At 50.7% G+C, this 20,871-nt stretch carries 18 protein-coding genes and 1 tRNA gene; 11 read left to right on the forward strand and 8 right to left on the reverse strand.

Annotated features, from left to right (window positions below):
* Positions 1–68 precede the first annotated feature (68 nt).
* The 10 genes from ACJMM9_RS12925 to ACJMM9_RS12970 all read left to right on the forward strand — a co-directional run bounded on the left by ACJMM9_RS12925 (position 69) and on the right by ACJMM9_RS12970 (position 10,893).
* Positions 69–3,218 carry a DNA translocase FtsK gene (locus ACJMM9_RS12925; RefSeq protein WP_405327692.1) on the forward strand — a complete coding sequence of 1,050 codons (3,150 nt, stop codon included), beginning with the start codon at positions 69–71 and terminating at the stop codon, positions 3,216–3,218.
* A 128-nt stretch (positions 3,219–3,346) separates the two neighbouring features.
* Entirely contained in the window at positions 3,347–4,249 is a 903-nt protein-coding gene (gene ispE, locus ACJMM9_RS12930) for a 4-(cytidine 5'-diphospho)-2-C-methyl-D-erythritol kinase (protein WP_405327695.1), read from the forward strand.
* Between the two features lie 106 nt (positions 4,250–4,355).
* Positions 4,356–4,427 (forward strand) — tRNA-Gln (locus ACJMM9_RS12935).
* A 30-nt stretch (positions 4,428–4,457) separates the two neighbouring features.
* Positions 4,458–5,078 carry a 50S ribosomal protein L25 gene (locus ACJMM9_RS12940; RefSeq protein ID WP_405327698.1) on the forward strand — a complete coding sequence of 207 codons (621 nt, stop codon included), beginning with the start codon at positions 4,458–4,460 and terminating at the stop codon, positions 5,076–5,078.
* Positions 5,079–5,169: 91 nt separating this feature from the next.
* Complete coding sequence (locus ACJMM9_RS12945; protein ID WP_405327701.1) at positions 5,170–6,315, forward strand: hypothetical protein; 1,146 nt, start codon at positions 5,170–5,172, stop codon at positions 6,313–6,315.
* The gene (locus ACJMM9_RS12950) at positions 6,312–6,860 is read left to right on the forward strand and encodes a TlpA disulfide reductase family protein (protein WP_405327704.1); all 549 of its coding nucleotides are present in this window, start codon (positions 6,312–6,314) and stop codon (positions 6,858–6,860) included. Before ACJMM9_RS12945 ends, ACJMM9_RS12950 begins: the two co-directional genes overlap by 4 nt.
* A gap of 8 nt (positions 6,861–6,868) precedes the next feature.
* Positions 6,869–7,423 carry an aminoacyl-tRNA hydrolase gene (pth, locus tag ACJMM9_RS12955; protein ID WP_405327707.1) on the forward strand — a complete coding sequence of 185 codons (555 nt, stop codon included), beginning with the start codon at positions 6,869–6,871 and terminating at the stop codon, positions 7,421–7,423.
* Positions 7,424–7,510: 87 nt separating this feature from the next.
* Positions 7,511–8,968 carry an IMP dehydrogenase gene (gene guaB / locus ACJMM9_RS12960; protein WP_088640097.1) on the forward strand — a complete coding sequence of 486 codons (1,458 nt, stop codon included), beginning with the start codon at positions 7,511–7,513 and terminating at the stop codon, positions 8,966–8,968.
* A 108-nt stretch (positions 8,969–9,076) separates the two neighbouring features.
* A complete protein-coding gene (locus tag ACJMM9_RS12965; RefSeq protein WP_088640096.1) occupies positions 9,077–9,805 on the forward strand; it encodes a hypothetical protein in 729 nt (242 codons plus the stop codon).
* 62 nt (positions 9,806–9,867) lie between these two features.
* Positions 9,868–10,893, forward strand: coding sequence for a hypothetical protein (locus tag ACJMM9_RS12970; protein ID WP_405327711.1), 1,026 nt, complete (start codon positions 9,868–9,870; stop codon positions 10,891–10,893).
* A gap of 120 nt (positions 10,894–11,013) precedes the next feature.
* On the opposite strand, the gene gatA is transcribed toward ACJMM9_RS12970, so the two are convergent.
* The 5 genes from gatA to ACJMM9_RS12995 form a co-directional block, all read right to left on the reverse strand.
* A complete protein-coding gene (gene gatA, locus ACJMM9_RS12975) occupies positions 11,014–12,432 on the reverse strand; it encodes an Asp-tRNA(Asn)/Glu-tRNA(Gln) amidotransferase subunit GatA (protein ID WP_405327714.1) in 1,419 nt (472 codons plus the stop codon).
* Positions 12,432–12,758, reverse strand: a complete 327-nt coding sequence (locus ACJMM9_RS12980) for a DUF4321 domain-containing protein (protein WP_073423078.1) — start codon at positions 12,756–12,758, stop codon at positions 12,432–12,434. The genes gatA and ACJMM9_RS12980 overlap by 1 nt, the downstream gene beginning before the upstream one ends.
* A gap of 72 nt (positions 12,759–12,830) precedes the next feature.
* A complete protein-coding gene (locus ACJMM9_RS12985) occupies positions 12,831–13,967 on the reverse strand; it encodes a cation diffusion facilitator family transporter (RefSeq protein ID WP_405327718.1) in 1,137 nt (378 codons plus the stop codon).
* A 106-nt stretch (positions 13,968–14,073) separates the two neighbouring features.
* Positions 14,074–14,751 (reverse strand): uracil-DNA glycosylase, encoded by a 678-nt coding sequence (gene ung, locus ACJMM9_RS12990; protein WP_085490733.1) that lies wholly within the window; start codon positions 14,749–14,751, stop codon positions 14,074–14,076.
* A 112-nt stretch (positions 14,752–14,863) separates the two neighbouring features.
* Complete coding sequence (locus tag ACJMM9_RS12995; protein WP_405327721.1) at positions 14,864–16,234, reverse strand: THUMP-like domain-containing protein; 1,371 nt, start codon at positions 16,232–16,234, stop codon at positions 14,864–14,866.
* Between the two features lie 223 nt (positions 16,235–16,457).
* Here ACJMM9_RS12995 and ACJMM9_RS13000 point away from each other — a divergent pair, with 223 nt between their 5' ends.
* On the forward strand, positions 16,458–17,882 hold the full coding sequence (locus ACJMM9_RS13000) for a glycosyl hydrolase 53 family protein (protein ID WP_405327724.1): 1,425 nt from the start codon (positions 16,458–16,460) through the stop codon (positions 17,880–17,882).
* A 74-nt stretch (positions 17,883–17,956) separates the two neighbouring features.
* On the opposite strand, the gene ACJMM9_RS13005 is transcribed toward ACJMM9_RS13000, so the two are convergent.
* From ACJMM9_RS13005 to ACJMM9_RS13015, 3 genes are all read right to left on the reverse strand, one after another.
* Entirely contained in the window at positions 17,957–19,114 is a 1,158-nt protein-coding gene (locus ACJMM9_RS13005; RefSeq protein WP_405327727.1) for a CobW family GTP-binding protein, read from the reverse strand.
* 36 nt (positions 19,115–19,150) lie between these two features.
* Entirely contained in the window at positions 19,151–19,567 is a 417-nt protein-coding gene (locus ACJMM9_RS13010; RefSeq protein WP_405327730.1) for a Fur family transcriptional regulator, read from the reverse strand.
* A gap of 74 nt (positions 19,568–19,641) precedes the next feature.
* Positions 19,642–20,871 carry a glycoside hydrolase family 18 protein gene (locus tag ACJMM9_RS13015; RefSeq protein WP_405327733.1) on the reverse strand — a complete coding sequence of 410 codons (1,230 nt, stop codon included), beginning with the start codon at positions 20,869–20,871 and terminating at the stop codon, positions 19,642–19,644.

The raw sequence follows: 20,871 nt of genomic DNA on the forward strand, positions 1-20,871 counted from the left end.
TTTTTTTGTGTCAAAGTTAAGGCCGTTATTAGACTATATTTGAAGAGGATAATAGAGGAGCGTGTTTTTTGGCTGTTCAAAAGAAAAAAACTGTAAAGAAATCGAAGAAACCCAAAGTTGAACCGAAAAAGGATATTCAGCCGGATTCGTATTTTGTGACGATGATGGTTGGCTATCTGGTTTTGCTTGCTGGTGTCATTTTGTTGCTTGGCTGTGTTACAATTTCAATTGTGGGCGAGCAGGAAAATTGGCTTGGCGATTACTTTGGCGTGATGTTCCCAAGCTTTATGACATTCCTGTTTGGGCGCGTGGCCGTTGTCGTGTTTACGGCGGCACTTGTGCTTTGGGGGCTGTTTATCGCGATAGCTTCGCTCCGTGCAAAGTTGTTGCGCTTTGCGGTTGGGTTAAGCTTGCTTGCGGTGAATGTGTCGTTTCTCATGTCGCTCAAGAATTTTGGCGTAAGGAATGTCTCGAATGATGCGCTTTCGATGAGCGGTGGCGTACTGGGCGAGTTCTTTTTGCAGAATTTGGCGATTCCTGTGTTTGGGCGCGTTTCATATGTGGCTCCGCTGATTATTTTGTTGACCACTTTGGCTCTGATTCTGGTGCTTTCGTTTGGGGTGCGTCCGAGACACTTTAAGTTTGTGGCCCAGACGATGCGTTATTTGGCAGGACTTTTTGGACGTCGCCGTAAAGATGAAGTTGATGAACCGAAAACGGAATACGTGCCGAATATCCGTGATGAACGCTCCGAAAAAAAGCAACTTCGCCGTGGCGTTGTAATGGAAGACGAGACGATGATTTTTGTCCCGGATTCCGTGAAGATGCGCAGGCGCGGAAAAGTGGAACCGTTCAACGGTCGCCATAACTGGCTCACGGATGAGCTGGACGTGAGTCGTTCGGATATGCAGACGCAGGTCGGTGAATCGTTTGGCTTGCCGCAATATGCAGGGAATGCCATGCTTGAAAAAGCGGCGGGGAATGTGCGACCGGGCGATTTGCGAGAAATTCCGGTTGAAAACGCACAAAATGCCCAGCTTGGGAATATGCCTGCGGGTGCAACATTGGGCGGTGCTGATGATGGAGTCTATGAAGATCCGGAAATCCGTCGTTTGGAAGAAGAATTGCGTTTGAACGAACGCCACATGAACGCGCTCCAGATTCTGGAAATCAAGGAACGCATTGGCGCGCTCCGCCGTGCCCGTGACTTGATTGATTGGGAAAAAGGCCATAAGGGCCGTATGCAGGTGAAGGGCGATGTGCGCCGTACAGCCGGCTCTGAAACTGTGGATGATGCTATTGCTGGAAATGCCGGCGCGAAAGCTGGTGGAAATGCTGCTAATGTCGGCGGCGCGGCTCGTCGAACATCTGAAAGAACTGTTGTTGGAAAAGTTGAAGTGCCGAAATCTTCGACAAGCGCCAATACGATTGTCCGTGATGCGGCGCTTTCGGATTCTGTGGCAACGCGGGCTGCGATCCATGCCGAAGAGCTTCTGGGCGGTGATGGCGCCTACGTAGAGGACTTCCCGGGAAGCCCGGCGGTCGAAGATGATGAAACATTCGCCCCGGTGGTCGTGACTGCAGATGAAGTGGGCGAGGACCCGACTTTCGGCGCTGATTTCGGTGCGACGATGGGTGGTGCTGGGAATGCAAGCGGGGGTGCTAATGGGAATGCGCGCCCGGCGGTCCATTCGGCTACGATTCCTGCTGCACCGACGGCTTCTTACGACGAATACAAGATTCCTGAAATTTCAAAGATTCTCGACACGCACGAAGTGCAGACGGCCGACTATACCGAAGAAGAGCTGAACGCCATCGGCAAAATGCTCGAAGAAAAGCTTGAAAACTTCAAGGTAAAAGGCCGCGTGATTGGTTGCGAAACGGGTCCGATGATTACCCGTTTTGAAGTGGAACCTGGTCCAGGTGTGAAGGTGAGCCGCTTCTCGGCTTTGCAAGAAGACTTGGCGCTCCCGCTCAAGGTCTCGTCCATCCGCATTCTGGCGCCGATTCCTGGCAAGGCGGCGGTTGGCGTTGAAATCCCGAATCGCAAGTTCCAGACGGTGTTCTGCCGTGACGTGTTCATGAGTGAAAAGTTCAAGCCCGCGCATGACAAGATTCTCGTGGCGCTCGGCAAGGACATCACGGGTGAATCGTTTACGATGGATTTGGCGAAGGCTCCGCACTTGCTGATTGCTGGTCAGACGGGTTCTGGTAAGTCCGTTTGCATTAACGCGCTCATGGCATCGATGCTGTTTAGCAAGACTCCGGATGAACTCCGCATGATTCTCGTGGACCCGAAGGCGGTGGAACTCAAGATGTACGAAAACATCCCGCACCTCCTTGCGCCGGTGATTACGAAGCCTGAAATTGCTATCCAGGCGCTCCAGTGGCTTTGCTACGAGATGGACCGCCGTACGGAAGTCTTGGCATCTGCAAAGGTGCGTAACATCGGCGGCTTTAATGCAAAGTTCGAAGCGGGCGAGTTGCCGGATGAAGTTCCAGAAGAAGACCGCGGTCACCGCATGGCGTTTATCGTCGTGATTATCGACGAAATGGCGGACCTCATGATGGTTGCCGGCAAGGAAATCGAAAAGTCCGTGGCTCGTTTGGCGGCTAAGGCTCGTGCTGTGGGCATCCACTTGGTGCTTGCCACGCAGCGTCCGTCCGTGAAGGTCATTACGGGTATCATCAAGGCGAACTTGCCGACTCGTATCAGCTTCAAGGTGGCATCGCAGATTGACGCCCGCACGGTGATGGACCATGCCGGTGCCGAAAAGCTCCTTGGCCGTGGCGACATGCTTTACAAGGCCGTGAACGACCCGGATCCGGTGCGCGTACACGGTGCATTCTTGAGCGACGAAGAAGCCGAACGCTTGGCTGACGCTTGCTCTGACCAGAACGTGTTCTACCCACAGGTGGAATCGTTCGACGTTTCGGGCGGCGAAGAAGGCGATGAAGAGGGCGGCGGTTCTCTTAAGAACGAGAAACTCGACAAGTTGCTTTTCGAAGTTGCGCAATGGGCTATTAGCGTGAACGGTCTTTCGACCTCTGCGGTGCAGCGCCACTTTAGCGTGGGTTACAGCCGAGCAGGTAAGATTGTGGACCAGCTTTATGGCCTCGGCGTGTGCGGCCCGAGCAAGGGCAACTCGAAACCGCGAGCCATGCTTATCGGAATGGACGAACTCATGCAACTCGAACGCTCTGGAAAATTTGGATAAAATTCGGAATTAGGAAGTAGGAATTAGGAATTTTTAGTTAGGCGGCTTTGCCGCGATTATTTCAATTCCGAACTCCGAACTCCTAATTCCTAATTATCGTAACCCCTATAACCTACAACCTACGACCTATGCTTGAATACGCTCCTGCAAAAATCAATTTGTTTTTAGATGTCATCCGCAAGCGCGAAGATGGCTACCACGATCTTGGAACTGTTTTCCAGACCGTTGACGCTGGCGATACGGTTGAAGCGACGCTTCGCGAAGATGGCGAAATTCATTTGACGTACAATGAACCGCAGAATTACCCGCTGGAATCGGACCTCGTGTTCAAGGCGGCAAAGGCACTTAAGGAATATGCCAATTGCGCTCTTGGTGCGGACATCCATCTCACGAAGGTCATGCCGCTTGGGGCGGGCCTTGGCGGTGGCAGTGCCGATGCTGCGGCAACGCTTCGTTTGCTCAACAACTTGTGGAACTTGAACCTCCCGTTCGAGACGTTGGAATCTATCGGAACCCGTCTTGGCGCCGATGTGCCGTTCCTCGTTCGTGGTGGGACCGCTTTTGCCGAAGGTATTGGTGAACGCTTGACGTTCGTGGATCCGCTGGATCTCCCGGAAGGGGCTGCGCTCCTCATTGCGACTCCGCTAGATTCCGTGCCGACGAAGGATGCTTATGCGGGCGTCCCGAAGTCTGGCCCGGACCGCTGGGAACAGTACAAGGCCGCATGGACCGCTTCAAAAGCCGCGCAGTCCAATGCCGTGCAGTCCCAAAGCGCGAAGTCTACAATTCCGCAGTTCCTGAACCCGGATTCCTATTTCAACGCCTTTGAAATTTCGGTTTTCCCGACGCATCCGCTTGTTGCCGAAATGAAGCAAAAGTTCATTGAACTTGGGGCCGATGTCGCCTTGATGTCTGGCTCGGGCGCTTCCGTTTTCGGGATTTTCAGGACCAAGGAGCTTGCTGAAAAGGCTGCCGCTGCGATGAAACCGATTTCCCGCTACCAGACTGTCACCAAGTTCTGGCATCGGTAGTGTTGCTTTTTTTTGTCAAAATGCGCGAAAAATGACTTTTTTCAGCTCTTTTTTTGCTCGTTAATCTTTGACAAAAGAGACTTTTTTACTATCTTTGTCGCACCATTGGGGTATCGTCAAGTGGTAAGACAACGGATTTTGATTCCGTTATTCGTAGGTTCGAATCCTGCTACCCCAATGAATTTTTTTATCTAATGGAGATAACACAATGGAACTCACAACGCTCAAAGCTGCCTCGAGAGTGCTAGGTGCAAACCGCGACAACGCCCGTTTGCGTAAGGCTGGTCAGATTCCGGCCGTCTATTATGGTAAGGGTATCGAAGCTAAGAACATCAGCGTCAGCGAAATCGACTTGCGCAAGGTTCTTGCTCCGGGCAAGCGTTACACGCTTCTTGACCTCGAAATCGACGGCAAGGCTGGCAATCCGGCTATCGTCTACAGTGTCCAGAAGGACGCTCTCACCCAGAAGATCACGCACGTTGACTTCATCAAGATCGCTGATGACGAATTCGTTAAGGTTCGTATCCCGGTCAAGCTTTCCGGTCTCCCGGTTGGCGTGAAGACTCAGGGCGGTCTCTTCTCTCAGGAAGCTCGTTATCTCATGCTCGCTGCTAAGCCGGCTAGCATCCCATCCGTTCTCGAATTGGACATCTCCAACTTCGAAACGAACGTGACCTTCTACGCTAAGGATTTCAAGCTCCCGGAAAACGTTACGCTCGCTTCTGGCCCGCGCACCGTTATCTTCACGATTTCTTCTAAGTCTAAGAAGAAGGATGCTGCTGCTCCGGCTGCTGACGCTGCTGCCGCCGCTGCTCCGGCTGCCAACTAATTCTGGCAACAAGCTGAAAGGCTTTAAGAGACCTGCTCCGATTGGGGCGGGTCTTTTTGATTTGTTATAAATAATATCCTATATTTGCGGCATGAAATTCTTAAAGATACTGTTTTGTGGTGGTCTTGTTTCGTTTCTAGGCTGCGCTGGTTCTGGGTCTACAGCTGGACATAACGATGCTGATGATATCCGAGCTAGGGCAGAACTTGCTTACAGTGAACTTGACAATGTCGCACTCTCGTCATCATCAAATACTTCGCAAGATGCAGAACGGCCTTTGCAAACAGTTGTAGATTCCCGGTTTTCGCTTGTTGAATTGTTGCAGTCTTCGACGTGCCCGGATGCGGATGATTTGCGTGGCGTAGGTATTGCAGGTGATGCAAGTGCCGCTCTTGTTCTTGCGCAAAAGGATATTGCCGTGCAAATCCAGTCTGTTGTTGCTGCAAGGATTGAAGATGTTCGTCGTTCTGATGTCGATGCTGATGGAAATGAATTTGTACAGTCGTCGCTTGAAACTAGGACGCTGGTGCTTACCCGTCTGCAAAATGCCCAGGATGCAAAACCGATTGCCACACTGAATTCTGGCGACAAGTTTGGCGTCGTAGCCTGCATGCGTAGAGCGGATGCAGCCAGGCCTTTTATCCAGGAATTTAATTTGTTGCAGGATTCTCTGAAATTAGCGGTAAAGCTTTTCGAGGAGCAGAAGCATCCCTTGGTGAAGAACGACGCGTTCCGCACGGCACAAAATGCCTATGTCCGTTTGACCGATATTGGCTCTGTGATTAAAGGTATTGGCGCTGAATTTGACGACAATTCGAAGTTGATGTTTGAGTCGCTCCAGCAGAAATACAGTGTATTCCGTTCCCAGTATGCCTTTTATTACCAGTTGTCCGGTGATAAGGATGCTTTGGTGTCTCAACTTCATCGTAGTACTTTTGAACGTATTTCGGAAAGGTATCCAGTGCGTACGGCAAAGTGTACAAGTGGTCTCTTGCTGAAATTGGATATTTCGCCTGTTGAATGTTCCGAAGGCAGTCTTGGAATTGCCTGTGTGTCGGACTTGTCTTTGTCGGGTTCGAGTTGCGAAGGGGAATCTTACTTTAGTCTTCAGGCCAAGGTTAAAGGGGCCGGTCGCTATGATACAAAGGAAGCGAAAAAGCGCTTGAGGGAAAATGTATCTAAGGGAGCCTGGTTTAAGGAATGGGTGATCGAACTTGACAAGTGGAGATTGAAATGATTCGTTTAGCGTTTGTTGTCCTGCTGATGGTTTCGCTTTCTTGGGCTGAAAATTTTACTCCAGACAAGGAATCGCGCAGGATGGAATTGCCGGCTGCCCTTTCCGATTCGCTTCCGTGGTTTGCTGTTCGAGAAATTTCTGAAAATTCGCTGCCGTTTACTCGTTCCCATTTGGCAAAGATTGCTAGGAAAAGCGAGCGTACGGCGTTGGTCTATTTTGCGACGTGGTGCATCCCTTGCAGGGTTGGCGTCAGGCGGCTTGCTGAAAATTTTGAAGAACTGCAAAAGAACAAGGTTTCTGTGGTGCTTGTGAATATCGGCGAACAAGATGAGAATCTTGTTATGAACTGGGTGGAGAAGAATCATGCGACAAAGTTTATGGTCATAGGTGATCCGTTCAAGCGCCTTACTGAAGGTTTTGGACTTGTAAAAGAAAACGAAAAAATCAGCCTCCCGCGCACGATTGTATTGGACAAAAAAATGAAGCCTTTGTTCATGCTTGGTGAAGAGGGGAGAGACTGGCCTCAGGTCCTTTGGAGTAAATAGGTTTTATTATGTATTTAATTGTCGGTCTTGGAAATCCTGGTACTCAGTACTCGAATACGCATCACAATGCTGGCTTTATGGCTGTCGAAAAGCTTGCCGATTCTAGCAAGGAATGGAAGAGCGAACACAAGGCGCTCACCATGAAGGTGAACATCGCAGATGAGGAATGCCTCCTCGTGAAGCCGCAGACTTACATGAATTTGTCTGGTGAGGCTGTGCAGGCGCTCATGACCTGGTACAAGGTGAAGGTCGATCACCTGCTCGTTTTTAGCGACGACATTAATTTGGATGTAGGCCGCATCCGCTGCCGCAAGGACGGCAGCCATGGCGGTCAGAATGGACTCCGCAACATTATTGAACATGTGGGCGACAAGTTCCCGCGCATCCGCTTTGGCGTGGGCAAGTGCCCTCCGAAATTTGACCTGAGCAGCTGGGTCTTGGCGAAGTTCTCGCCCGAAGACCGCCCGAAATTCGATGAAGCGATTGCAAAAGTTCCTGCCCTTGTGGAATGCTACTTTAAGCTCGGCATTGAAAAGTGCATGGAACGCTACAACGGGAAGTAAAACCGACTTTTTTACATAATTCTAGTGGTTTAGAGCTAGGATTTAAAGCCGAAAATTACTATATTCAATGCGCAAAAGAGGTACTATATGAAACTTTTGCCAGAAGCATTGACGTTTGATGACGTCCTACTCGTTCCCGCTGAATCTTCTGTTCTTCCGGCTCAGACGGATGTGAGCACCCAGCTCGCCCCGAATATCAAGCTGAACATTCCTATCATCAGTGCTGCAATGGATACCGTTACGACGGCTCCGTTGGCTATTTCCCTTGCATTGCAGGGTGGCCTTGGCATTATCCACAAGAACATGTCCATTGAAGACCAGGCCGAAGAAGTCCGCAAGGTCAAGCGCTGGCAGTCTGGTATTGTTACCAATCCGGTGACGCTCGATGCGGACCAGCCGGTTTCTGCTGCTTTTGAACTCCGCGCCAAGAACAAGGTGAGCGGTTTCCCGATTCTTTCCAAGGGCAAGCTCGTGGGTATGCTCACGAGCCGCGACCTCCGCACGGTGAGCGACATGAATGTGAAGATCAGCTCTATCATGACGAAGGATCCTGTGACGGCAAGCCCGAAGGTGAGCCTCGCCAAGGCGAAGGAAATCCTCGCCGAAAAGCGCATTGAAAAGCTCCCGCTCGTGGATGCTTCCGGTGCTTTGAAGGGCCTCATCACGATGACGGACATCTTGAAGCGCGAAAACAACCCGAACGCAAGCCTCGACAAGAATGGTCAGTTGCTCGTCGGTGCTGCTGTTAGCACTTCTGCAAATACTCTTGAACGCGTCGCAGCCCTCGTGGATGCTGGTGTTGACCTGTTGATTATCGATACGGCTCACGGCCACCACATCGGTGTGCGCAACATGGTGAAGACCGTTCGCAAGAAATATCCGAAGCTCACGATTTGCGCCGGTAACGTTTGCACGCCGGAAGCTGTCGAAGAACTCGCCAAGTGCGGTGCCAACATCGTCAAGGTGGGTATCGGTCCGGGTTCCATCTGCACGACCCGTATCATTGCCGGTGTCGGTTACCCGCAGTTCTCCGCTGTCGTGGAATGCGGCAAGATGGCTCGCAAGGTCGGCGTGAAGATTATCGCTGACGGTGGCCTCAAGTTCTCTGGCGATATCGTCAAGGCTTTGGCTGCTGGCGGTCACGCTGTGATGGTGGGCTCTCTCTTTGCCGGTACCGAAGAAGCTCCGGGCGAAGTCATCCTCGCTGATGGCCGTAGCTACAAGAGCTACCGCGGCATGGGTTCTCTCGGCGCCATGAAGGCTGGCTCTGCTGACCGTTACTTCCAGGGTGGCGTTCAGGAACCGCGCAAGTTTGTTCCGGAAGGCATCGAAGGCCGCGTTCCGTACAAGGGACCGCTCCGCGACACCGTTTACCAGCTCATTGGCGGTATCCACTCTGCTATGGGTTATGCCGGTGCTGCAAACCTCGAAGAACTCTACAAGAAGGCAACGTTTGTCCGTATCACGGGCGCAGGCCTCCGTGAATCTCATCCGCACGATGTGACCATCACGAAGGAAGCTCCGAACTACCGTACTGGCGACTAATCGCTTTCGCCTTCTCGAAAAAAAAACTTCAATCCGTTGCATACAAGTGCGGCGGATTTTTTTATTATTTGCAAAAAAATTGGAATAATATCAAAGAAGGAGTTGTAAATGAGAAATGTTAAGTTGTTTGTTGCCTTGGCCTTGTGTGGCCTAGCCCTTGTCGGTTGTTCGGCTTCAAAGCAGCACAAAGATCCGTCGTGGACGGCGAAACCCTCAAATTTACAGGTGGTGTTCACTGCACCTGTTGTTTTGGATTCGGCAAAGGATAATTGCCCGATGTTCCCTTGGTATTATAGCGCTTCTGGTGTAGCAGGAGGGGGCGCAAAAACTATATGTGAGAAGGATGCTCTTATGCTGCCTGATGAAATGAAAAAGATGTCGGAGTGGTTCTTGAGCAATGTCGATAATACGCTTAAGTTCAATTCAAGTTCTCATTATAAGATCAGTGAAGTTTCAAAGGATCTTGTTTCTTACTCTGAAAAAGATGCTGATGGTGAAAAATTTCGTGTTCCTGTGCTGAAATCTATGTCGGACAGTGCCGATGTCTATATGGTTTTGGATAGTATTCGGCTGAAGTCCAATATCCGCGTGATGGAAGGGGCTTCTACAAATTTGGTGTCTGTAGGCATGAGTGTTGGATCTACCATAAATAATAATTGCGTACATATATCGGCTTCGTACGCTTTTTACGAGGTGAAAACAGCAAAACCGCTGGATTATGGTTATTTGGAAGAATCGCAATGCTCGGACCAGAATGTAATTGAGCATGACTGGCAGAATGTTCTACGAGACCTGATTCTGCACATGATTGATAAAACTCCAATTGCGCAGTTTTAAATAAGAAAACGCAGCTTCGCCAGGCTGCGTTTTTTGATATATATTAGGGATGAGAGTGTATTATGAATAGTAAGTCTCGTTCTAATTGGTTATTGGCGACGGTGCTCGCGGGAGCGCTAGCGGTTCCGTTTGCTTTTGTGGCGTGTGGCGATTCGCCGAATGGTTCGCCGGTTATAGTCGGTGAGGATTCTTCTTCTTCGCAAGAGTTTTCATCTTCTGAAATGCCCGCGAGTTCAAGTTTCGAGAAGCTTGCGGAATCCTCGTCTGCAAAAAAAGCTGAAAGCTCTAGTTCGGAAAAGTCCGTGGAATCTTCTTCTTCCGAGAAGCCCGCGGAATCGTCGGATAGCGGCGTCTGCACGAGTTGCGATAGCTATACGGCTGCAGATCCTGTGCTTGTTGAAAATGGAGGCAAGGGTTCCGTGACAACTTACGGAAGCGTCACAGCGAAAGAAACGAGTCTCGGTGGCGCCTGCAATTACGGACAGACGAATATCCAATATTATGCGGCTATCCATGTGAATGTTTCTCCGGGCGATGATAAAGGCCCGTGGGATGGCGGCATGGCTTGTGGCGGCTGCGTTCACGTGAAGGCAAAGACGCCAGACGGCTGGAAAGAAGTGACCGTGCGCATTACGGACCGTTGCCCGGATGCTGACTGCGGCGTGGATTTGGGCGGTGCGCCTGCCAGTGACATTATGGGAATCCAGGTTGGCCGCTATTACGGCGAATGGGAATTCGTAAGCTGCGAAGGTGTCGAAGGCGTATGGGGCGATTCCACATCCATCTGGGTCAAGGAAGGTGCTAGCACGTACTGGAGCATTATTCAGGTGCGTAACCCGAAAGATGCTGTCCGCAAAATTGTGTTCAACGAGTTGGATGGCGACAAGACTTATCCGCTTGAATTTGTTGTCGGGACGGAAAACTTTTGGACCGTTCCGCTGGAAATTTTGCAATCGGAAAAAAGTTACAGCGTAGTCGTCACTTACCGCACTGGTGCGGATGACGAATGGATTATCAAAGGCTCGGAACTTGCTGTTCCCGAAGCGAACCTTTATCTGTACGAACACCGTGCTGATGTGAAATTTTAAAATTGTATCTGTTATTGGAAGTGTGTAAGTTGATCCCGGCACAAGGCCGGGATGACAAAAAACGGCGCCTTGGTGGGCGTCGTTTTTGCTAGAGTCGCGGCTTGGGGAGGCCGCGCTTTTTTACTTGTTCAAGCGTTCGGTTGCTTCGGCGACGGCGAGCAAGTCTGCTTCCTGGAACGGCTTGCCAATCCACTGGAGGCCAACCGGGAGTCCGCCTGCCATACCGCACGGAACGCTCACGCCCGGGAGACCGGCGAGGTTCAAGCTAACGGTGTAGATGTCGGAGAGGTAAACTGCCATCGGATCGGATTCGTTCATGCCGCACTTGAGCGGGAGACCTGGCATCGTCGGGCTTGCAATCACGTCGCAAGTCTTGAAGGCTTCGGTGAAGTCGTCCGTGATGAGACGACGAACCTTCTGGGCCTGCACATAGTAGGCATCGTAGAAACCGGCGGAGAGAACGTAGCTTCCGAGGAGGATGCGGCGCTGCACTTCCTTGCCGAATGCTTCACTGCGGGACTTGGCGTAAAGGTCGAAGAGCTTCTTGGCTTCGGGGCTGCGGTAGCCGTAACGTACGCCGTCATAGCGGCTGAGGTTGGAGCTTGCTTCTGCCGTTGCAATGATGTAGTAGCTCGAAACTGCGTAGCTGATGTGCGGAAGGCTCACTTCCTTGATTGTTGCGCCTTCGGCTTCCATCTTCTTGAGCATGTTTTCGATGGCGGCCTTGCATTCTGCATCGAGACCTTCACCAAAGTATTCCTTCGGAACGCCGATGACCTTGCCCTTAACGCCAGTGCCGAGCTTTGCGGTAAAGTCTTCGGTCGGGCGAGTGCTCGTGGTGTTGTCGTGCGGGTCAATGCCGCAAATAGCACCGAGGAGCGTTGCGCAGTCACGAACGGTAGCACCGAACGGACCAATCTGGTCGAGAGAGCTTGCGTAGGCGAGGAGGCCGTAACGGGAAACGCGACCGTAAGTCGGCTTCAAACCGACGACGCCTGTGCAGGCAGCCGGCTGGCGGATAGATCCACCCGTGTCGGAACCGAGAGCGCAAGGAACTGTGCCAGAGGCAACGGCGACTGCGGAACCACCCGAGGAACCACCCGGAACGCGGGATTCGTCGAGCGGATTCTTGACCGGGCCGTAGTAAGAGGTCTCGTTGCTGGAACCCATGGCGAATTCGTCCATGTTCGTCTTGCCAACGATGATGGCGCCAGCGGCTTCGAGCTTTTCGAGTGCCGTTGCGGTGTACGGAGCAACAAAGTTGTCGAGAATCTTGGAGGCGGCCGTGGTGCGTGTGCCGGTTAAGCACATGTTGTCCTTCACGGCGACCGGGATGCCATCGAGGGCGCCCAGAGACTTGCCTTCGGCGCGGCGCTTGTCGCTTTCCTTAGCGCGTTCGAGAGCGCGGTCGTTCAGCACCGAGATATAGGCGTTCAAATTCTTAGTCGATTCAATTTTTTCGAGGGAGGCCTGTGCGAGCTTTTCGGCAGTGGTGCTGCCGTTAGCCAATTGAGCCTGAAGTTCCTGAATAGTCTGCATTATCTTTCTCCGGACCATTTCATGATGTAAAGAGCTAAACCCATGCCAACTGCACTTAGGGCATTCACCTTGAAGCCAAAACCAAGCGCAAATTTGACGAGGTACAAATCAATGACGACGGGCTGCGGGGTATCGCCAGAAAAACCGATACTATAATCGGCCGCCGCTGTAAAAATGTGGTGAACGCTGTTATCGTAGCCACCAGCGTTCAAGAGGACTCCGAGTTCGCCAAATAAAGCTCCGAGAGCTTCGCTCATGATGCCGCCTAAAATGAGGCCGACAAAAATGAAGAGGACGACACGTGCCAATGAGTTCTTGTGAGTCATGCCCGCAAATATAGTATTTTGGAATGTCATCCTGAACCCTTTATGGGTGAAGGATCCAGTAAAACTTGAATATTATCCCAAATCGATATCGGGTGAAACCTGTATCTTGTAATCGGGGTAGAGTTGGGCGGCTTCGCTCTTGATTGTATCAAGTGCTTCCTGGGCGTTCACACCGAATTTGATGACTACGTCAAAGCGCATTTCCTTGGCTTCGATGTTCACGTAAAAACCGTGCATCTGGAGTGCCCAATCGTGAGACTTGACTTTGTTTAAAATCGTGTCGCGGATCTTGGCGGCTTCGTCGTTTTGGGTGTTGTATGAGTAAACGCCGATAGCGGTGAGGATGACGCCTGTTTCGCGGTAGACCTTCTTTTCGATTTTGCGTGTGAGGGAATCCAGGTCGGCGACGGTCATGGTGTCGGGGAGTTCCACGTGTACGGAGGCGAGTTTCTTTTCAGGGCCGTAATCGTTGATGACGAGGTCGTATGCGCCGTGAATCCCTTCTTCGCTGCGGATGAGTTCCTTGATTTGCTTGGCGAGTTCGTTGTCGTTTTGCTTGCCGAGTAAGTCGCTCACGGTGTCCTTCAGCATTTCAAAGCCGGCTTTGACAATGAAGATGGAAATCAGGACGCCGACGTAAGCTTCGAGAGAGAGACCCGTGAAAATGAAGATGAGGGCCGAGGCGAGAACGGAAAGGGAGAGAATGGCGTCAAAGAGCGCGTCGGAGCCGGATGCGATGAGCGAACCAGAATTTACGCGTTCGCCCTGCGATTTCACGTAACGCCCGAGGACGACTTTCACGACCACGGCGATGGCGATGATGACAAGAGAAACCGTAGAGTAGTCGGCTGCTTCGGGGTGAATGATTTTCTTGACGGATTCCACGCAAGAGGTGATGCCCGCGTAAATTACGATGGAAGCGATGACCATGGCGGTCAGGTATTCAATACGGCCGTATCCGAGCGGGTGCTTTTCGTTGGGCAATTTTCGCGAGAGCTTGTTGCCGACAATCGTGATGATGGATGAGAGCGCATCCGAGAGGTTGTTCACGGCATCGAGAACCACAGCGATGGAATTTGCCATAAGGCCGATAATCGCCTTGACGCTCGCGAGAATGACGTTGGTGACAATTCCGACAACGCTTGTCTTGACGATGACCTTATTGCGGTTTTCTTCGTTGTGCTTTTCTTCATTGCAGTTCTTTGCCATAATTTTTTCCCTTTTAAAGTATCGCTGTCTGCATCCTGCTGCTTTTTCCTACAGCTTGCTTACCGTGTACTTTTTACTTCCTACTTCCTACCGACTACTGCCTACTTTACTTAATGCTCCAGTCGATGGGTTCGAGCCCCTTGCTGATAAGATAGTTATTTGCCTTGCTGAAGTGTTTGCAACCGAAGAATCCGCGGTATGCCGAAAGTGGGCTTGGGTGCGGGGCAGTGAGAATCAGGTGGCCGCGATTGGGCGCAATGAGCACTTGCTTTTTGATGGCAAAACTGCCCCAGAGCAAAAAGACAAGGTTCTCGCGGACTTGCGAAAGGCGCTGGATAATCGTGTCCGTGAATTGCTGCCAACCGATGCCTGCGTGACTTGCCGCCATGTGGGCGCGTACCGTGAGCGATGCGTTTAAGAGCAAAATTCCTTGGTGTGCCCAACCTTCCAAATTGCCGTGTGGCGGCGGCGTGATGCCGAGGTCGTCGTGGAGTTCCTGGAAAATGTTCACGAGGGAGGGCGGCGGCTCGATGCCAAATGGCACCGAGAAGCAAAGCCCGTGGGCTTGGCCCGGATTGTGGTACGGGTCTTGTCCGATGATGACGGCCTTGACTTTATCGACGGGGCAATAGTCGAGTGCGGCAAAAATCTGCGGTCCGGGAGGATACACCACATGATGTTCCGCGTGTTCCTGCAAAAGTTTTGCCTTAATTTGTTTAAAATACGGCTGTTCGAACTGATCGGCGAGCAGCTTTAGCCAAGATTCTTCAAGTTTAACGGACATAATATTAGTAGACAGTAGGAAGTAGACGGTTAGAAGTTGTTTTGTTTCTTGTCATCCTGACCCTGGAATGCGCAGCATGAAAGGGGAAGGATCTTGTTAAGTTCTTGTGGTGCTACTCGATTCTCCTCGCAAGAATCGCGATTTTCTCGCCGTCGAGGCGTGTGTAGAATAGCGTTGCAGCGTTTTTGCCTTTGGGCTTGAGGCGCTTAATTTCTTGGTCGGGATCGACTTTGACGCCTCGCAGCTTGAGCGTGAGTTTTCCGATGTCGTGCGATTTGAGCATGGCGCGGACGGCGCCTGTCGAAATCTCGGATGATTCCAAAATTTCGTAGTTCGCGAAGGCGGGCGAGGGGAGCGGTTTTTCGCTAGTCACGTATGCGATGCCCGGCGAAATCAAGTGTGTCGTTTCGTCGTGGGCGAGGGCGACCACTCCAAAGAGGTGGCTGCGGAGCAACACCGGTGCGGGTTCTGCGATGAACTTGGAAATCCCGCCGAGAGGCAAGTCGGATTCGCTGCTTGATGTGCGGTAAACGCGGTCGCGGCCTTCAAGTTCGTAGTTGTGGTCGTATTGCGATTGTTCGCTCTCGTTGCGGGCTTCGCGCTTCTCGTCGCGGGCGAACGTCCAGTTGGCGATTTCGTTCCCCGTTTTGTCGACCATCACGGCGCGAACATGGTCGGGATTCTGGGCGAGTTCGCCGAACAGCACTAAGCATTCGCGGCAGTCCGTGCGTGAACCGATGTATAGAATTTCTGTGCCTTTCGGAATTTCGCAAATGGGATAGCCAGGCGGGATTTTTGCCATGCCGCCTTTGTAGTGCTTCGAAATTTCGATGACTTCTTCGAATGTGGGCGTGAGGTTGCGCAAGTCGCGCTGGTTCTCGCCTTCAATCGCTCGGCGTGCCGGGTCTATCGTGAAGTAGTCCGCGTGCTGGGCGTCTGATGCTGCTGCGTTGGAATGCGTCGCGACTTCGCGGACATCCCCGAGGATGACGTGTGCGTCGCTAGACTCTGGCGAGATGCCTCGCATCACGCTGCTGTTGTAGCGGTACATCGCCAGTCGGTTTTCGTCGAGGTCTACGCCGATGGTTGAAAATTCCTTGGGCAAGTAGAAGGAATCCCCTCCCATGCCACAGCAAAGGTCGTGAACGATGGGGGCGGCGCTATCGTTGCTGTTATTTTCGCCATTATTTTTGTTCGCTTGGCGGGCGTTTTCCCAAAGCGTTGCTTTCCAGCGCCCGATATCTTGCGCCGTACTCTGTTCTAAAGCTAATTTATCGCAAAGGAGGAACGCGGTATTCTCGATTCCGAATTTTTCGCGGAATTTCGGCACAAGCGCCATATAGTCCATAATTGCGGCTCGTTCTTCGTTGCTGAATTCCTTGGCCAGTTGCGTCGATACTTGCAATGCATCCAATTTTTTCTTGGTTGCAAGCTTGATAAAATCCTGAACTTTAGCCGAAGTGAGTAAATCCGCGTTGAACATGCTAGAAATTTAATTTTTATGCGGGAATTTTACAATTTAAAATTTTGAGGATTGGCGATTAAGATGTATTTTTATGATGAATGCGGTAGCGGCTCGTCATTCTGAGGCGTAGCCGATATACGAAACTAGCTACTTGAGTAGCTTAGTTGAGTTATGCCCTTTGGGTAAGAATCCAGTGAAATTTTATTGCCAGATGAATGAAAATTTGTAGGATTGGGTTGGTATGAAGTTTTTGAAAAATCTTGCAGCGTGTGCGTCTAGTGCGTCATTGGCGCTTTTTATGCTGGGTTGTGGTGACGATCCGGCTTCGTCGCCTGTTTATGCTTTAAGTTCATCGTCTGCGCAGGAATCTTCGTCATGTCATTCCGGACTTGATCCGGAATCATCTTCGAGTGTGCCGGAATCCTCGGCTCAAGAATCCTCGTCATCGGCGTTTTCTGAATCGTCTTCTAGCCAAGATGTTGGTGGCATCTCGTCGAGCCGTTCCGAATCTGATGCAGAATCATCTTCATCCGTTGCAACGTCGTCTGCGGTAGAACCGACTTCGTCTGAAACACTGCTCAGTTCTTCTTCAAAAACGCCAAGTTCATCGTCCGCTCAACCTATAAAAATTGACTTTTTCAATGGCGCCGACATTTCCGAAGTCCAGGAGTACGAACGAAATAACACAAAGTTTTACGATGTCGATGGCAAGGAAAGCGATATTTTCACGATTTTGAAAAATCACGGATTCAATTCCATTCGCTTGCGCACGTTTGTTTCGCCCAAGGCTAAGTACGGCTATGCGGCGAGTGGTTGCGGTCATGATACCGAAGCGTATGGCGACAAGGAACATGTTGTTGCATTTGCCAAGAAAGTCAGAGCGGCTGGTATGGGCCTCCTCGTGGATATTCATTACAGCGACGTCTGGGCAGATCCGGGCAAGCAGATTATTCCCGAACGCTGGCGTAACGTGAACAATGCTAATGCGATGGCGGATTCCGTGTATGCGTACACCAAGGATTTGATGCTTGCTCTTAAGAATGCGGGCGCAACGCCTGACATGGTGCAGATCGGCAACGAAACAACGCCAGGCATCTTGATTCATAAGCCAAATAACAATACAGACTGCTGGGGAAACGGCGTCGATAAGGCTGCAACTTCAGTCAATGGCGATATGGGAACCGCGACGGGCAAGGCGAATGCCGCCAAGTATTTCAATGCGGGCATCAAGGCTGTCAAGGAAGTTTCGCCGACAACGAAAACGGTGCTTCACATTGAACGCATCCGCAAAGAAGAAACCGTAAAATGGTGGATGGGCGTCATCTTTGACGACTATAAAATCCCCGCCGACGTGATGGGCTTCTCCGCTTATACCGCATACGGCGATGGCACTCCCGATAATTGGAAGAATTTGTTCAATACGATTACGACAAAGTATTCTAAGTTGGAATTTATCGTTGCGGAATATAATGGTGGTGATTCTGACAACCACTACAATTTCGATAAATCTCGCCAAAAGACACGTGAATCCGTTCGCGAGATGAACCGCTGGATTGGCTCGTTCTTCTGGGAACCGACAATCGGTGGCGCGTGGGGGCCGGGCCTTTTTGACTGGCGAGGTAAAGATCTTTACGCCAACAAGGATGCGTTCAAGGAATTTTTCTAAAACGTAAAAGGGGCCTTGTGGCCCCTGTGTTTTCAGCTCGTTTTTTGCGGTTATGCAAATATTCTGTAATATGTTTAAGCATACGCTCTTTCGTCAAGGCATTTTTCAAGCTCGACAATGATGTCGTCTTTGTTATAGCCTTTTCCGATGAATACGACTTGGTTCTCGCGGTCGCCAAAACGGGAATCCCAGTTTTCTTGAACTTCAGGATTGTCTGCGAGGTAGGCTTGTTTTACGTCTTCACGCAGTGCGTCAATCCAGTAAGAAACCGGCATTACAGACGAGTTGCGGCCAGCCTGCTCAAAAAGTTGCACATCCCTGCTTGCGTCAGAGAACCAGATGTAACCCTTGGAGCGGATAAGCTGTGACGGGTATCTGTTGTTGACAAATTCCATAAAGCGGTCTCTGTTGAACGGTTGTCTAGCCTCGAAAACGAAAGATGAAATACCATATTCGTCTACACAACCGTTATTCTTGCGGCCTGGCTGGGTTAATGTTGCTGTTGCCTTCTGGATGGCCGAAGATGAATCGATTTGATCGTAGTTGAACGGCTTTGTCGTCATGATTTTTTCGATGTCGATATCGCCGTTGACGGAGTGGATAATCGGAGCGCGGGGCTGGAAATCGCGAACGATGGATTCAACTTCCTTGAGCTGGTCTGCCGAAAGTAAATCGCACTTGTTCAAAATGATGAAATTGCAGAATTCAATCTGGTCTACGATCAGTGTCGAAATTTCTTCATCGCTCAAGTCATATTTTTCTGCAAGGCTGTCTCTTGCTTCTTTTTTCTGCTTCAATTCGCTAAGGAATTCACGATAAATTCTGTCGCCATCGACGACCGTGACGATAGAAGTCAAGTAGACATTCGTATTCGGATTGTCTTCTTCATAAGCGAGGAAACTTGCGCTGACTGCGCCCGGGTCGCTGATGCCGGAGGCTTCGACAAACACGACTTCAATGGAATCGAGATTGGAAATTTTTTCAATCTGCTGGATGAATTCATCGCGCAAGGTGCAGCAGATGCAGCCGTTTTGCAATTCGAACATCGGGCATTCGGTGACGTTTGAACCGTTCTTCTTCAGGATTTCGGCATCGACGTTGATGCTTCCCATATCGTTCACGATAAGGGCTACTTTTCTCTTTTCTTGCTTGAGAAGATTGTTCAAAAGCGTAGTTTTACCCGATCCCAAATACCCGGTGATGAGTACCACCGGTTTCTTATTCTTTTTCATAAGAATCCTTTGTTGAAAAATTATGTAGTTATGTTGTTAAACCGCTAGGCGACAGTTCTCACAAAGTCCGTAAAAAACAGTGCGGAATGGATCAAGCGCAAAACCGTGTTCTGCCATCAGATGCGAACTCAGCTTTTCAAGATCGTGACATTCGAGATGGATGAGTGTACCGCATTTTTCGCACTTCAGGTGAAAATGCGAAACTTCTTTGTGACATTCTTCGCCCATGTACTGGAAGCAGGCGGCATTCTGTTCGCCAAGGAAATACTTTTGAACAACGCCCATCGCCACAAACTTTTCAATCTGGCGATAGATTGTCGCAATGCCGATAGAAATGTTCTGCTTCTGGAAATAAGCCGCCACGTCTTCTGCGGTGAAATGCCGGCCCTGCATCGCTTTAAAGCAAGAAAGAAGTAGTTCCTGCTGTTTGGTTTTGTATTTGATAATACCCATGCTTATCTCGAAATTTGATAACCATTATCAAATTATACTAAAGTAGGAGATGTTTGGCAAGGGGGAAGGAAAAATTACGGTTCCACTCTAAAAATAAACTTGTTCTTTAGGCGACTTTCGCGGCCTTTGTTTTGTACGCTTTTTCCGAGCGCATCCACGCGCTTGATTTGCGCATTCGGATTTTTCGATGTGTCTTGTCGGGAGTCTGCCGTGCGCTTCTTGTGAAACGCGTCGATGCTTGTCGTTCCTTCGTGCAATACAACAGCGATACTGTCGAGAATCGGATTCCCGACGCCTTCGATATAGTCGTGTGAAACTTCCCAGACCATGATGCCTGCGTAACCGTTCTCCTTGACCCAACGCGATTTTACGGCGGAAGAATGCGGGTCTTCGAAGGTGACGTAGCGGTTTTCTGTTATGCCGTAGGGTTCCACGGATACGCTGTCGAAATGATATTCCCAGGCGGTATTTTTGACGATATCCTTGTACGGTACCTGCTTGGCGGTGCCTTTGGTGAAGTCCTTGCCGGGGCCTGTGGCTCCTTGAAATTCAAAGCCGAATGATGGAATTCCGAAGACCATCTTTTCGGTGGGAACTCCGCGCTTGCTCCAGTATTCAAAGGTCTCCTGCCATGACCATGTGGTGTAGCCGTCATGCGGGTAGAGCGGAGAATCGAACATGGCTTTATCGTCCCAGTCGCCGGTTATGTCGTAGGTCATGAATCCGAGCCAGTCCAAGTTTTTCACGAGAACTTCGGGTGTGAAATACTTGCCGTAATAGGGGGAGCAGGGGAGTGCTGCCGAAAGGCTTTTGTCTTTTGGGAGAGCTTCGCGAAGCTCCGTGAGCAATTTACTGTAGGCGATAGTGTCCGCTTCGGGGACGGGATTGTATTCCCATTCCCAGTCCATGTCAAGTCCGTCGAGATTGTGGTCTGCAACGTATTTGACGAGGTTTGCGACGAATTTTTGACGGAGCGCGTCGTTTGACGCAACAGGTACGAAGTTGTCGCTTTGTCCGCCACCACCGAGTGAGACAATGACTTTTGTGCCTGCCGCATGGGCTAGTGTTACCATTTCGTCAAGTGCGCTTGGGTCTTCTGCCGCATCTCCGCGCAATGAACCGTCCGTGTTAGGAGTGATGAAGCTCCAAAGCACATGAGTTAATTTGCTATATGGAACTTTATCTACAGTGTAGGCAGGCTTGTGCCATTTGCCCCAATCGGGGTAATAGCCGATAAATAGCGGAGTGGCCCATGCGGAGCAAAATGCTGCGTAAACTAAAATCGAGAGTGCAAATTTTTTCAC

Source organism: Fibrobacter sp. (genome assembly GCF_045112255.1).
Lineage (GTDB): Bacteria > Fibrobacterota > Fibrobacteria > Fibrobacterales > Fibrobacteraceae > Fibrobacter.